The 14,278-nt window shown below is 42.4% G+C and carries 14 protein-coding genes; 9 read left to right on the top strand and 5 right to left on the bottom strand.

Features of this window, described 5'->3' with window-relative positions; all coding sequences use genetic code 11:
* Nucleotides 1-9: 9 nt before the first annotated feature.
* Nucleotides 10-396: a pyrophosphohydrolase domain-containing protein gene (locus tag AABK40_RS00125; RefSeq protein ID WP_338397334.1), complete on the top strand. Its 387-nt coding sequence runs from the start codon at nucleotides 10-12 to the stop codon at nucleotides 394-396.
* 99 nt (nucleotides 397-495) lie between these two features.
* Here the strand turns inward: AABK40_RS00125 and AABK40_RS00120 are convergent, their stop codons facing one another.
* Together AABK40_RS00120 and AABK40_RS00115 are read right to left on the bottom strand one after the other, a co-directional pair.
* The gene (locus tag AABK40_RS00120; RefSeq protein WP_338397333.1) at nucleotides 496-975 is read right to left on the bottom strand and encodes a methylated-DNA--[protein]-cysteine S-methyltransferase; all 480 of its coding nucleotides are present in this window, start codon (nucleotides 973-975) and stop codon (nucleotides 496-498) included.
* Between the two features lie 9 nt (nucleotides 976-984).
* Nucleotides 985-2,178, bottom strand: coding sequence for an N-acetylmuramoyl-L-alanine amidase family protein (locus AABK40_RS00115; RefSeq protein WP_332919380.1), 1,194 nt, complete (start codon nucleotides 2,176-2,178; stop codon nucleotides 985-987).
* Between the two features lie 290 nt (nucleotides 2,179-2,468).
* Between AABK40_RS00115 and AABK40_RS00110 the strand changes: the two genes are divergently transcribed.
* Together AABK40_RS00110 and AABK40_RS00105 are read left to right on the top strand one after the other, a co-directional pair.
* Nucleotides 2,469-2,960 (top strand): hypothetical protein, encoded by a 492-nt coding sequence (locus AABK40_RS00110; RefSeq protein ID WP_332919381.1) that lies wholly within the window; start codon nucleotides 2,469-2,471, stop codon nucleotides 2,958-2,960.
* A 76-nt stretch (nucleotides 2,961-3,036) separates the two neighbouring features.
* The gene (locus AABK40_RS00105) at nucleotides 3,037-3,504 is read left to right on the top strand and encodes a hypothetical protein (RefSeq protein ID WP_332919382.1); all 468 of its coding nucleotides are present in this window, start codon (nucleotides 3,037-3,039) and stop codon (nucleotides 3,502-3,504) included.
* Here AABK40_RS00105 and AABK40_RS00100 read toward each other — a convergent pair.
* Together AABK40_RS00100 and rbfA are read right to left on the bottom strand one after the other, a co-directional pair.
* A complete protein-coding gene (locus tag AABK40_RS00100) occupies nucleotides 3,496-4,722 on the bottom strand; it encodes an ABC transporter permease (protein ID WP_332919383.1) in 1,227 nt (408 codons plus the stop codon). The genes AABK40_RS00105 and AABK40_RS00100 overlap by 9 nt on opposite strands.
* A 172-nt stretch (nucleotides 4,723-4,894) precedes the next feature.
* Nucleotides 4,895-5,314, bottom strand: a complete 420-nt coding sequence (rbfA, locus tag AABK40_RS00095) for a 30S ribosome-binding factor RbfA (protein WP_332919384.1) — start codon at nucleotides 5,312-5,314, stop codon at nucleotides 4,895-4,897.
* A 231-nt stretch (nucleotides 5,315-5,545) separates the two neighbouring features.
* Between rbfA and AABK40_RS00090 the strand changes: the two genes are divergently transcribed.
* The 6 genes from AABK40_RS00090 to panB all read left to right on the top strand — a co-directional run bounded on the left by AABK40_RS00090 (nucleotide 5,546) and on the right by panB (nucleotide 11,105).
* The gene (locus AABK40_RS00090) at nucleotides 5,546-6,880 is read left to right on the top strand and encodes a DUF6427 family protein (RefSeq protein ID WP_332919385.1); all 1,335 of its coding nucleotides are present in this window, start codon (nucleotides 5,546-5,548) and stop codon (nucleotides 6,878-6,880) included.
* 65 nt (nucleotides 6,881-6,945) lie between these two features.
* A complete protein-coding gene (locus AABK40_RS00085) occupies nucleotides 6,946-7,746 on the top strand; it encodes a porin family protein (RefSeq protein WP_332919386.1) in 801 nt (266 codons plus the stop codon).
* 114 nt (nucleotides 7,747-7,860) lie between these two features.
* Nucleotides 7,861-8,334: an Lrp/AsnC family transcriptional regulator gene (locus AABK40_RS00080; RefSeq protein WP_332919387.1), complete on the top strand. Its 474-nt coding sequence runs from the start codon at nucleotides 7,861-7,863 to the stop codon at nucleotides 8,332-8,334.
* Between the two features lie 188 nt (nucleotides 8,335-8,522).
* Nucleotides 8,523-9,026, top strand: a complete 504-nt coding sequence (locus AABK40_RS00075) for a phosphoribosyltransferase family protein (RefSeq protein WP_338397332.1) — start codon at nucleotides 8,523-8,525, stop codon at nucleotides 9,024-9,026.
* Between the two features lie 73 nt (nucleotides 9,027-9,099).
* The gene (locus AABK40_RS00070) at nucleotides 9,100-10,230 is read left to right on the top strand and encodes a sensor histidine kinase (RefSeq protein ID WP_338397331.1); all 1,131 of its coding nucleotides are present in this window, start codon (nucleotides 9,100-9,102) and stop codon (nucleotides 10,228-10,230) included.
* A 53-nt stretch (nucleotides 10,231-10,283) separates the two neighbouring features.
* Nucleotides 10,284-11,105 (top strand): 3-methyl-2-oxobutanoate hydroxymethyltransferase, encoded by an 822-nt coding sequence (gene panB, locus AABK40_RS00065; protein WP_332919390.1) that lies wholly within the window; start codon nucleotides 10,284-10,286, stop codon nucleotides 11,103-11,105.
* A 246-nt stretch (nucleotides 11,106-11,351) separates the two neighbouring features.
* Here the strand turns inward: panB and AABK40_RS00060 are convergent, their stop codons facing one another.
* A complete protein-coding gene (locus tag AABK40_RS00060; protein WP_338397330.1) occupies nucleotides 11,352-14,243 on the bottom strand; it encodes a DEAD/DEAH box helicase in 2,892 nt (963 codons plus the stop codon).
* Between the last annotated feature and the right edge of the window lie 35 nt (nucleotides 14,244-14,278).

Raw genomic sequence — 14,278 nt, 5'->3', positions numbered from 1 at the left:
CATCATACCATGAAAAAACAAATGGAGCAGGTTCGTGAGTTCCACGAAACTTTTGAAGTGGGCATTCAAAACACCCCTCAATTTCCTGATAAAAACACACAGGCACTTCGCAACCGACTATTGCAGGAAGAGCTTGACGAACTTAAAGAAGCCGTTGCCAATAAAGACCTCACCGAGGTGGCTGATGCCCTGGTCGATATTCAATACCTGCTGCTCGGAACGGTACTGGAATATGGAATGCAGGATAAGTTTGAAGCACTTTTTGATGAAGTGCACCGATCAAATATGAGTAAGCTCGATGAGCAAGGGCTACCCATTCGCAGAGCCGATGGCAAAGTGATAAAATCCGAGCGTTACAGTCCGCCCGATTTACAGCCAATTCTTGAGCAAGAATAAAACCCCTATACAAAAAGGCCACGACCTCATGTAATATATGAAGTCGTGGCCTTTCTTTTTAATAAAGGGGATCACCTTTTTTCTGATTTTATTACATCATCAGAGGGGTAAGGCTCCCTGCCTGATCCCTTTTTCAAGCTGCAAAAGCACTGCTTTTTTCTCCAGCCCCCAGGCATAACCCGTAAGCTGACCACCGCTCCCAATCACCCTGTGGCAAGGAATTAATATCGCAACAGGATTGCGCGCATTGGCATTTGCCACCGCACGCACCAGTTTTTCGTCCCCGAGTTTCAATGCAAGGGCTTTATAACTGATGACTGTCCCGTGGGGTACTTCCTGCAAGGCCGCCCATACTTTCTGCTGAAAGGGCGTACCCTCAGGCTGCAGTGGCAGACGGAACTGTTTCCGCTTGCCCTGAAAATATTGCGCAAGTTGCTGTACTGCCTCATGCAAAATAGGGTGCATCAAATTGGTCTTGGCTTCCTCCACGATGGTCAGTGCCGTAATGCCTTTTCCGTCTGATATTATTTTCAGTACCCCCAATGGCGATGGGTAGTAAACGATGAACTTCTTTTTCATGGGCTGATATTATTCTTTTTTGAGCATGCCTGAAGTGAGCCAGTTGGCCACAGCCTGCCGATTATCAGGTTCTACGATTCTGCGCTGATCGAATGGGTTGGAAATATTCCCCAACTCAAGAAAGGCGGAAGGTACCTCGAGGTTTCTCAGCATATACAAATCTCTTGTACCGAGTGAGCCCTCGTATCCGCGTCCGCTTCTTTTCTTTTTGTATTTGGCCTTGATCGTCTTATACAGTGAACTTGCAAAAAGCTTCGATTCCTCGTTATGGTCCTGATAGTAAAAAAACATATCGATGCGCTTGGACTTCTTCCGACTGTCGATATGAATCATCACTGCCCGCTGATATTTATAGCCTTTGGCTTTATTGTATTTATATAAAGAGTTCACCACATCGGCCCGTTGCTTCAGGCGGTCGAGCTGATTCAAAGGAATCTCCTGATCTTCCCAGCAAACCTCCCGATGACTGGGTTCCAGAATGGCCTCATCACGAATGCCATCTTCTTTGTCGCGAATAATCACATACGCTTTGGCGCCTCGTGCTATCAGGTTTCTGGCAAGTCGCAAGGAAACATCATAGGCATATTCATCCTCATACAATTTATACTTGCCGTATTTACCGATCGCTCCGGGGTCGGGGCCTCCATGCCCACTAACGATATAATAGACACAACCTTTCAGGGCTTCATCCTTCATTTCTATTTTGGCATAATCATCTCCAAAAATCGGAAAAATGGTTTCCTGCTCTTCCAGTTGCGATTTTGCAGAAGCCAGCACAGGGTCCTGTGTCATGTGGTAAGGTACCCAGAGGTTCAGGTCTTTTCTGAAATCTTTTGCTTTCAGCTTCCCCTTGACCATGGCATCATTATAATCCGCAATGTCCTGCGCTATTGCCCAGCTGTCAATCCCCAGGGTCGAGCGAATACTCTTGCCATTGTATTTCACAAGATACATGGGCAACGAATACGCCACCCCCTCCTGCAGGTGTTTGTTGGGACCGAGCTGATTGAGGCCGTAGAAATAATCTATATTCTGACTGAAGTCCACCAACTGATACCTCCTCAGCAATGCAAATACACCTTCACCTTTCAGCACCTTTGCCTTAACAAACTCGTGGCTGTTTTGGGAAAAAGCGATTTGGGGAAGGGTAAATAGTAGAAGAAAGAAAAGACAAGTGAAGAATCTGCTATGCTTGAGTGACATTATAAAAACCGTGCGGGACTAAATTTCAAGGAAAAAACAAAAAGGAAAATTAAGCAATCCGATGGGAATTCAAGAGGATTATTAAGAATAGTTAGCGAAAAAACCATTGAAACAACCACAAAACCACCCTTCATTTTCCGGCTAAATAATATTGCAAAATTCATTCGTTTTCAGATATTTGCCCTTAATTTTTCATTATTTTAAAATGAAAATGCTGATTTAAAAGATTGAATCATTAACAACACGATTAAATCAATATTCATTAGTCGAATATTACAAAACCACTCATTATGAAAAAATTTCTATTTGCTTCCTTATTCCTATTGGGCATGGCTGTTGTACCTGCCAAAGCTCAGATTGTACAGGGTTTCTTTGTTTATGGTTTTGATCAGTTCTCTAATCAGGGTGCTGACAAATCATTCAACACTTTTGGTGCTGAAGTGAATGTGTTCATTCCAACAACAAAGTGGGGGATTAATGCGGGTTACAGTACGGGTTCTGTAAAACATGAAAACGCCATGTTTGAAGATGGCAAAGCACACAACTGGAATGTTGGTGTTGCTTATAAGCTGATCAAGTTACCATTGGTTTCTGTTGCGCCGATCGTTGGTTTGAATGGTTACAGCCAGCCAAATATTGAAAATGCCTCAGAGAACTTTACAAGAGATACCGAATTTGGTCTTGATCTCGGGCTAACTGCTCACGTTGCTTTTATTGCGGCAATTGCAAAATACGATCCAGTAAAAAACTACGGCGAAGTAGGTATCGGTTTCTCGTTCTAAAAGAACCAAGCGATTAAAAATACCGTTAGCCACATCAATCAGATGTGGCTTTTTTTATGCTCAAAATAGTGATAGCATGCGAATAAAGATTTCAACAAAAGTAGGTGCGCCATTGGATATTGTGAGGAATAATTTTGGCGAGGAGCTATTTCGGGCATTGAGTCCAGCTTTCCCGAAACTTACCGTCCATCAATATGATGGCAATAAGGTTGGTGGAAAGGTGGCCGTTGAACTTGATTTTTTTGCTTTCAAGGAGCAGTGGGTAAGTGAAATTACCGAAGTGCGCGAAGGAGATTTCCTCTATTATTTTAAGGACAAGGGGCGAAAGTTACCCTTTTTTTTAAGCACCTGGGAGCATCGCCATATTGTTGAGGCACAAGATAGCGAACACACACTCATCACGGATGATTTCAATTACAGCTGTGGCAACCGCCTTTTCGATGTACTGTGTTACCCGTTATTGTATGGGCAGTTTTACGCCCGTAAAAAAGGCTATCAACAATACTTTCACCACCTGTATCAGCGGATCAACCCATTATTGTAACAGTCGGTTATCGTCATATTTGGTCGCCATCACCGCAGGGCGATAGGAGGCCAGTACGGTAATTCCGATCAGGGAAGAGGCAACCATGAAAAAGTCTGACCAGATGATTTTTACAGGGTAAGCATCGAAAATCGCCGTTTGCATCCCCATTTTTATAAGTCCGTAAGTTTCTTGCATATAAAGAATCCCATATCCAAGTACAAGACCTATCACGGCTCCCGTAACGGCAATCAGCATCCCTTCAAACAGAAATATCTTCTTGATCTCATCGCGCGTAGCACCGAGGGTGTATAAAACGGCAATATCTTTTTTCTTTTCTATGGCCAACATGGAAAGGGTAAAAAGAATGGTGAAAGAGGCCACCGCAATAATGAAGGCGAAAGCCAGAAACACAAAGAACTTCTCCAGCTTCAGCACACGGATCATTTCGGCATGTTGCTCATCCTGATTTTGTACAATAAAATCTTTCCCCAAAAGTTTCTTCAATGCTTGTTCTACATCGGGCACTGCCCTTTTAGGAACCACCTGAATCTCCAGAGCCGTTCGTCGTTTACCGTATTCGAGCAAGTTGGCGGCAAAATTCAGTGGAACGAACACATAGTTGTAATCGAACTTCCGCTCAATCGCAAACACTCCCGCAGGGGCAATAATGAGTCGGTTGGTCAATTTTGTAGGATCAATGGAATTGACTTTCCCACGTTTAGGATAGAAAAACTGCAAAGGGTAGAAGTCATTCTTCAGCGATAACGAAAGGACGTTACGTACCCCCCGACCAATAACAGCATAATTTTTATGACCGTCCTGCAGCTTGAAACTCCCCTCAACGACCATAGAATCCAGTCGGTGCTGATCGACATAATTATCACTCACACCCTTCATCGTTACCACCACCTGCGCATTCCGATAACGGACAAACGCATTATCCTCGATCACCTCTGTAACAACCGACACCCCCTGAAGCGCATGAATTTGCTGCATGGTCAGGGAATCCAGCTCAAAAGATTTTCCGTGTGCAGGCACCACCTTCAATTCAGGATCAAAAGTATTATAGAGATCTTTGATCATCTCTGACATGCCATTGTAAACCGACAGCACGATAACCAGTGCCATCGTTACCACCGCAACCTCGAACATGGAGAACATGGAAATCATACTGATGAAGCTGTTTTTCTTCTTGGATTTGAAGTATCGGCTTGCAATAAAAAAGGAGGTGTTCATTGGTGAAATGTTATAAGGGCGTTGCGCCCACCAAAAGGTGTATGTATTCTTTTACCAAGGTAGGAATGATTTTCGGCAAAAGTAACTCCGCGGTCCATCATTCAAAAAAAAGCACAAAAAACCACGAAATCTCCCGACCCCGTGGTTTATTTTATTGTTCAACAACGGCTGATCAGTCGTCGTCCTCTTCCAGTTTATCGAAATCATAATCGCCCAATTTGTAGCGATCATCACTTTCATCTTCAGGAATCTCAATACTATTCAACAACTGATTGATGCGGTCAGCATGGTCCAGACTTTCATCAAGGAAGAAAGCCAACGATGGAATAATACGAACGATTTTCCCGATACGCATGCCCAGGTGCTTACGAATTTCACTCTTGAGGTCTGTAATTTCTGCCAGCTTTCCTTTTTTATCTTCCACCATCATGAAGCTCAGGTAGATTTTTGCGAAGCTCAAATCAGGACTCATCTCTACATCCGTAACAGTAATGAATGAGTTGCCAAAATGGTGACGCATGTCTTTTTGGAAGATATCACTCAACTCCCGTTGGATCATTTTCGAGAATTTCTGTTGTCTTTTACTTTCCATATAATATTAATGATTTATTTTCTGATTCTGTTTTTAACACAAAAGCATTCTTTGCCTTTACTATTGGTCAAAAAGAATACTACTTTTGTGTAGGGTAGCCACCTGAAAATGAGCTCCCAAATTTATATTTCACAAAATTAACTTAAAAAGTAGAATTCTTTGCTAAGGTTTTTTAGAATCAACGATCCTTTTCGTCTTTTAATTATTGCAATCGTTCTGATTGCAGTGAGAATGCCCTTTCTTTTAGGCGGACACAGCCTGACGCACGATGAACTCCAATGGTTTGTAATTGGTGATCAGATGAGTCAGGGCAAATTACTTTATGGTGAAATTTTCAGCCATATCGGTCCTTTTTCTGCAGGAGTATATTGGTTCTTCAGTTCCCTTACAGGTAAAAGTGTCTTTTTACCTCGGCTGTTTGCCATCTTACTGACTTTGTTTCAGGCCACCTTTTTCAATAACATCCTCAATCGGTTTAAAATCTACGATGAGCATAATTACCTGCCAGCTTTTATCTACATTTTCGGTGGGCTTGCCTTCTTCGATCTTGGGGTGCTTTCCCCTCAACTGATGGGGATGACCTTCATCCTGCTGATGCTCCATTTGTGTATTGAGCACGTAACCTCCAGGCAACGAAATGATGAAATCGTGATCAGGATGGGAATCACCATGGGGATCGCCTGCCTGTTCTGGCCAATCTACTTCTTCCTGACTTTCGGTATTTTCCTGATGATGGTGATGTTCTCCAGTACCATTGTGCGAAGATACGCGGTAATTATGTATGGTTTACTATTGCCGATCGGTATTGTTGCGGTATATTATTACTGGCATGATGCTGGCGAGAATTTCTTCCACTTTTTTGTGGCCGCCAACCTGCGGGACCTTACGCCACATCTGAGTAACTTCCTGGAGTGGTTCAAGCTGTTGCCTTTCTTTGGGGTGTTGGCCGCCCTGTCGCTGTTAGGGCAATTTCGGGCATTAACGCACTGGCACTTCAATAACCGCCAGACGCTCGTAACCATCATGATCACCAGCTTGCTTGTCGTCTCCACAATCGTAACCTTTTTGTACAGCCCCAAGCAGCCATATATTTTCCTGATCTTGATTCCGTGGCTCAGTTTTTATGTCCCTTTCTTTTTGCTGAAAGTCAATAAAAAATGGTTTGCTGAATTGATCATGTTCACCTTTGTGGTCAGTTCCATTTTAATTCATTTTGGGATCCCCAAAGGAATATTGCCCGATTTGGAAAGAGAGAGTGTAGATTATGTGCTGAAAGCAGATACGCAAAACGTTTACTCGGGAAAAACAGTTTGGGTGATGGGTAACGACATGACTCCGTACCTGGGCGCCACAGCAGTGATGCCCTATGTTCGCTGGAAAGATTTAGAATATGACCTGAACAAGCCGACCGTCATGGCGCAACAACGGCTATTGCTCGGCTTTGGGCAACAGCCTCCGCAAGTCATTATTGATCAAAAAAATGCGATGCCGAAGCTCCTGGCTCAGTTACCGTATCTTAGAAATCAATATCACGCGACCGCAAACCAAATTTGGATAAAAAATTAACACTTTTTAAAGAAGCCAAAAAAGATAAAAGACTATCTTTGCTTAGATGTAATCAATAATTGATCATGAAAAAAAACTGGATATTACTCCTTGCTACCTTGTTCCTTTCAGTTCAGGCCATGGCGCAAGACAATACAGATGCTAACCAAGCAGTAACAAACAATATTAATGTTACCCAAAAAACACCTCGCCCAAACCTACCAGGTTCTTTTTTGGTACAATTTGGTTTCAATAATACCGCTGGAGGCGACAACGCCTTCCGTCTTAATTGGTGGCAATCGAAATTTTTCAATACCTACTATATGTACCCAATGCCATTGACAGAGAAAATCTCTTTCAATGCTGGACTCGGAATCAGTATCAACAACTGGGCTTTTCAGGATCAGGTAGGAATCACTACTGACCGATCAAATACAGGAGAGCAGGTAACCGTTATTTCTGACAATGCGACTGATTTTCCATTCGCAAACATGTCGCAGATCAAAAAATCGAAACTAACGGTAACTTACCTTGATTTACCTTTAGAGTTCCGATATACTTCCAAAGGAGCTGACGGCAACCGTGGTTTCCGTTTTGCCGCTGGGGGAAAAGTAGGCTACCGCTTGGGCGGAGGAAATTCCAAGCAGACCCTCAAAATTGATGGCGACAAAAAAATCTATAAAGCCAAAGAAGATTTCTTCCTGAATGACTGGCGCTACGGGCTAACCTCAAGCATTGGTTACTCTTGGTTCAACGTTTCATTCTACTATGGTTTGAGTGATATCTTCCAATCCAATAAACTCAGAAGCAATGGCGATTTAACCCCTTCTGGCGCTATTGATACTGGAAATCCTTATGAGATTGGGATTACTTTGGATTTATTCTAATTTCATCCATTCCAAATAAAAAAATATATAATAGTGTATTTGCGAAATTTTATTTGCTAAATTTACCAAGTAAATAAATGATCATTCGTCAAAATAATTATATCATCACTGATTATGGCCTATCAACAAAAATTTGATAATATCGATCGTAAGATTTTAGAAATCTTGCAAAAAAGTGCCAAAATCACCAATGCTCAACTTTCGAAAGAAATTGGTTTATCGCCTGCGCCGACCTTGGAACGCGTAAAAAAACTTGAGCAATCTGGAATTATCAAGAGTTATCACGCCAAGCTGGATACTGAAAAAATCGGCCTGGGAGTGGCGACATTCCTGATTATTAATCTCAAAGGTCACAATAAAGAGACCTATAATAAGTTCATGGAACATATTAATGAGATCTGTGAGGTTGTAGAATGCCATCTGATTACTGGTTCAGGAGAGTTCCTCCTTAAGGTAATCACCAAAGATATCGCTTCTTATCAGTCATTGATGCTCGACAGAATCTCGGCGATTCCAGAGGTGGACAATATGCAGTCAATGGTCGTATTGTCAAGCTTAAAAGACAGTAAAGTGATGCCAATTCCTTGATCAAGGAACTGACACCAATAAATCAATCAGAAATTTACAATTGAATTTTTCAAGAGTAGATTTCTGATTTTTTATTTTATAGCCCTTTGTTGCTTATATTTGAAGGGCAAATATTGCCCAATTTCCCCCGAAAGTTGCGGGAGCACCTATCATAAAACCAATCGTTAAATTCATATACTCAAAAGATCATGGCTACTGCAAAGAACAAAATCCTGGATCGTCAACAAGTCCTTCAAAAAATCAAACGGATCGCTTTTGAAATTTACGAACAAAACTACCTCGAAGAGGCGATCTACCTTGCGGGAATCCCTCAGGACGGATATGCTTTTGCTGAAATGTTACGGGCAGAGCTGAAAAACATCACTGACATCCCTGTAGAGCTGATCAAGATTAATGTCGATAAGAAAAACCTGATGAAGGAAATCACCCTCGACAAAGCCGCAGATTCCCTGACTGATAAAACAATTATCATAGTGGATGATGTTATGAATACGGGAAAGACTTTCTTTTATGCACTTCAGCCTTTTATGACAGTCCCATTGAAAAAACTACAAACCGCCGTACTGGTCAATAGAAGCCATACGGTTTATCCTGTAGCGGTAAATTTTTCAGGATATGAGTTATCGACGGTACTTTCTGAACATATTGAGGTAGATTTAACGAAAGACAAAGAATCGGTCTATTTATTTTAGATAAATTTTTTGTATCTTAACGTGATATACAAGTTGTGCCCACTTGGTTCGCCATTGCTACTTATTTTTATTTATGCCTTATTCTAATTTAAAGTTATCTTCTGGAACAAACTCTGAACCCTCGGAGGGTAATGATGAACCTGTGATTTCTATTAAGGCGAAAAGAAGTCTGTTACTCAAAGAAGCTGATTTGGCAAGAGTAACCTGCAGGCTCAGTACAGGAAACATCATCAGATACACCGATGTGTTCAGTAACATTGTAGGCACCGAGCCCTATGATGAAGGCAACCTGTTCAGCTTTTTTGCAAATACCGACGACATCAAGGACGTTAAGCAACTTCTGCATAAAAACCTGCCTGTTTCTCAAAGGGAAATTCAGTTGGTTCGCCCCTCCAATGGGCAACTCGTATGGGTAAACCTAACGGCTGTGCCGTCAGCATCAAGCGATGTGTTTAATGTCATCCTTCGGGATATTTCCCAGCAACAGGAAAATCTGGCGGAATTACAGCGGGTAAATCAAGAACTTGACAACTTTGTTTATCATTCTTCTCATGATTTAAGATCTCCTTTGCGGTCTATCTTAGGATTGGTACAAATCTTGAAGTTAGATTCTGATCCAAAGGAACGTAATAAATGCCTCGATCTGATCGAGGACAGTGTGGATCGTCTGGATGTGATTGTCACCGAAATGTTGAGCCTGTCGAGGAATCGTAATATTAACGATCCAATACAGTCGATCAATACAATGGTGGAGATCAACAATGCCATCGAGCACTTCTACACAGAATACAAAGACCAAGGATTATTTTTTAAGACTGATATTCGCCAAGCGGTGCCGTTCTTTTCAGACATGGCGCGTGTAAGGATTATCATCAACAACCTCATTTCCAACGCAATCAAATTTAAAGACCCGCAAAAGGATGCACCGATTGTTTCGATAGCGGTTCGTTGCACGGCTCAGCAATTTACGCTGATCGTCAAAGATAACGGTATCGGCATTCCTGAAGACAAGCACGAATCAATATTCGAGATGTTTGTCCGAGTGAATGAACGCAGTGGCTCAGGCCTGGGGCTTTATACCGTAAAACATGTAATTGAAAAGTTGGAGGGTACCATTAACGTTCAGTCTGCCGTTGGAGAAGGAACAACGATAACGGTGGAATTACCTAATGAATTGCTTAATTTGGCTCCCCAGATAAAATAGGTTCATTTAATCCTGATCCATTACAGGATCGGGGCAACTAAAGGATAACGACAATGTCGGTTCATAAAAAAGAAGTCAAGAAAAAAGTAACGACACACAGCTTACTTAAATTAAAGCAAAAAGGAGAGAAGATCTCTATGCTTACTGCCTACGATTACTCTATGGCAAAAATTATTGATGGTGCTGGTATTGACATCATTCTGGTAGGGGATTCTGCCTCCAATGTAATGGCAGGTAACGAAACAACTTTGCCGATCACGCTCGATCACATGATCTACCATGCAAGCTCAGTGGTGAAAGCCGTAGAAACAGCCTTGGTTGTGGTGGATATTCCTTTTGGTTCTTACCAGGGAGATTCCCATAAAGCGCTGGATTCTGCCATTCGCATTATGAAAGAAACTGGTGGGCATGCTGTCAAGATGGAAGGTGGTGCTGAAATCAAAAATTCTATTGAGCGTATTCTGAGTGCTGGTGTTCCTGTAATGGGGCATTTAGGACTAATGCCACAATCGATTTATAAATATGGTACCTATGCCGTGCGTGCCAAGCAAGAGGAAGAAGCGAACAAGCTGATTGAAGACGCCAAATTACTCGAAGAGCTGGGTTGTTTTGCTATGGTTTTAGAGAAAATCCCTGCAGAACTTGCCAAGCGTGTTGCTGAGGCGGTTTCTATCCCTGTAATTGGTATTGGTGCTGGGCAGGATGTTGACGGACAAGTATTGGTGATGCACGATATGCTCGGCATTAACAATGATTTTGCCCCTCGTTTCTTACGTAAATATGCAAACCTTCACGAGATCATCACTGATGCGGTAGGCAGTTATATTGAAGATGTAAAAGGACGTGATTTCCCGAATGAGAAAGAATGTTACTAATTAAGTGCGTGTTTAAAGCTTAAATTCGAAACGAAAATTTGGAGCACTTTAGCAGTGTGAAGGAATATTCTGAAAAATAGCATCGCTATTGGTGATCAATAATTCAAAATCAATTCCAAAAATCTGAATTTGCAGTAGGATCTCGAGTTGCTAAACACCCGCAAAAATAAAGCACAAAAAAGGCTTAACCTGTACTTCGGGTTAAGCCTTTTTTTTAGCTCTGATGAGCCGTAAACCGCCGAAAAATTAACTCAGCAACGATTCAATATCATGGGGCGTCAGTTCTTTCACAAAGTGTTCCTCCGTGGTGATTAAAGCATCTGCAAGCTGTTTTTTATTCTGCTGAAGTGCCAAAATCTTTTCCTCCACCGTTCCTTTACCAATAAATTTGTAGGTAAAGACCTTATTCTTTTGCCCAATACGGTGCGCCCTGTCAACGGCCTGCTGTTCAATTGCAGGGTTCCACCAGGGGTCAAGGATAAACACATAATCTGCCTTGGTCAGGTTCAGGCCTACACCTCCTGCCTTCAGAGAAATCAGGAATACCTGTATCTCCTCATTTTGCTGAAAATGATCTACCGCCTTTTGGCGATCCTTCGTGGTACCATCCAGGTAAGCGTAATCAATATTTTTGGCTTCGAGCTGATTTTTCACCAGGCTCAGGTGCTTCACATACTGGCTGAAAATCAAAATTTTGTGTCCTTCAGAAATACCATTCTCCAAAGTGGTCATCATATCGTTCATTTTCCCCGATTCCCCAGAAAAGTTGGGTTCCACCAGCGCAGGGTGATTGGCAATTTGCCGTAGCTTCGACAAGCCCTGCAAAAGGGTAAAGTGAGATTTCTTGATGCCCTCCATTTCTATCTGTCCCATGATCAGGTCACGGTAATAACTCTTCACCTGATCATAGCATTTCTTTTGCTCAGGCGACATGGTCGAGAACTTCACATTCACAATTTTCTCTGGCAATTCTTTAGCCACCTGCGATTTATGTCGGCGGAGAATAAAAGGCTTAATAAGACTGTTCAGCTTGAGCGTCTTGGCCTCATCCTTCTTCTTCTCAATAGGGTTAAGGTATTCGTTTTTGAAGAACGTCTGCCCGCCCAGCAAGCCAGGATTTACAAAGGACATCTGCGACCATAAATCCATTGTACTATTTTCCAGCGGTGTTCCCGTCAGGATCAGGCGATGCTTGGAATTCAATTGCTGAACAGCTTGGGTGATGTTCGAGCCTGGATTCTTAATGGCCTGCGATTCATCGAGAATCACATAGTTGAAATAGAATTTCGACAGCAAATCAATATCAAGACGGACAATTCCATAGGAGGTCAGGATTAAATCGTACTGACTGAACTTTGCGACATCCTTATCCCGATTTGTTCCTGTATAAATGAAAACCTTCAGGTCTGGGGTAAACTTCTTAGCTTCAATTTCCCAGTTATAAATCAGGGAAGTAGGCATGGCAAGTAGGGAAGTCCCTTGGCTGGCACCCTCTTTATTGGCTTGTAACAGAGCCAAAGTCTGAACGGTCTTCCCAAGCCCCATATCATCTGCAAGGCAACCACCGAAGTTGTATTGCGCTAAAAAGCGCATCCAGTTGTAACCTGCATGCTGGTATGGCCTAAGCTCTCCCTTAAAGCCCTCGGGCAGGGAATAATTTTCAATTTTATCAAAGTCTTTAAGTCGCTGCAGCTTTTCATCCATAGCCACCTTGGCCGAATGTTCTTCTTCGAGAGCTTCAACGAGGGTCAGGTGATGCTTCTTCAGTATGAAGCCTTCTTGATCATCAGGGTGCTCTTCGAGAAATCCGACAAGGTCTGCATATTTGGTGTACCATTCAGTAGGCACCAAAGCCAGTTCGCCATTGGGCAGGTTGATCATCCCATCTTTGCGCATGGCATGGCGAAGCTCCTTAATGCTGATTTTATACTTCCCAAAATAGATATTGGCATTGATATCAAACCAGTCAATGTTTTCATTGATCTCCAGCTCAAATTTGGATTCTCCAACAAAGAAGCTGCGGCCATTTTCCTGCGCTTCCTGAAGGAATACAAACTGTTTGTCTTCCAAATAGCTGTGGTTGTTGTTCAGCCACGCCATTCCTTCCGCCAGAGGCGCTACCCATTCGGTATGCTCTTCTCCAGAAAGTTCCCGAAGCTGTTTTTTAAAATTATTCTCCTGTGCTAAATTTCTTTTAATTCTGAAGAAAGTAAACTGCCCTTGTGCTTCCTGCATTTCCACCCCAAAAGGGTGAAACTCTCCGCCATCGAAAATATAGTCACCGTAAGCAAAATCAAGCTTCAACGAGATCATCGCCTCGGCTTTGCTTTCTGTAGATTCAGGTACAATTTCATGGTAACGCAGCAATGGCTTCGGACTTTTCTCTTCCGTAAAAACCTGAAAAACATCTGATTTTACATTGAAGGTCGCCACCATCGGCTTAACGAACTTTCTGAAATAATTCCCCTTGATGGCATCATCAATCTTGATGTAGTGCTTATTCAGGAATGGTTTCAGCTTACGGCCATCAACAGGAAGTTTGAAGTGATATACTGTTTTATTGGCCACCAGCCAGGCTGGGTCATCGCAGAGCAAAAAGGAGTTGTTTTGCTTGAACTGTACCTGATCCCCTTCGCAATACACAATAGGGAAATAGCGGATGTGTCCAAAATTCTGATAGAAATGAAAGCGTAAGGTGGCTTTTTCGGGCGCCCAATGCAATTCTCCATCAGCGGGGTAGCCGTCTTTGCCCATTTCATAAATTGGCTTACCGACCAGCTTACTCAGGAGCAGGGCACGTTGCTTTTCCAGGTAGAGATCAATCTGTTCCTTGATTCCCCCTTTGTCCTCTTTGTACTGCTTTACAAAAAAATCGCTCAGGCTTGTATGCTTTTTAGAATACCTTCGCATGATGGCGTCCTGTTGCATAGAATCAATAATGTCTATCAATTCATAGTCACGGCGATCAAGTCCCTTGGCAAACTCAGGGGCATTTTGTGAGGATATATTTTGATAACTCAGGGTCAGCTGGTTTTTATGGTCTACTTGCACCACAAAAGACTCAAAAAGGTACCCGAGGTATTCATGTTCAAATAGGGAATAGATGAGCTTAAACGGCTGATCAATGGCTACTTTCATCAAAAATAATTTATTCGTGAATACGCAAAATAAGG

Origin of the sequence: Persicobacter psychrovividus (assembly GCF_036492425.1) — a bacterium.
Taxonomy (GTDB): Bacteria; Bacteroidota; Bacteroidia; order Cytophagales; family Cyclobacteriaceae; genus Persicobacter; species Persicobacter psychrovividus.
The sequence above is the reverse complement of the archived record's forward strand: the minus strand, read 5'-3'. Positions and strand labels throughout refer to the sequence as shown.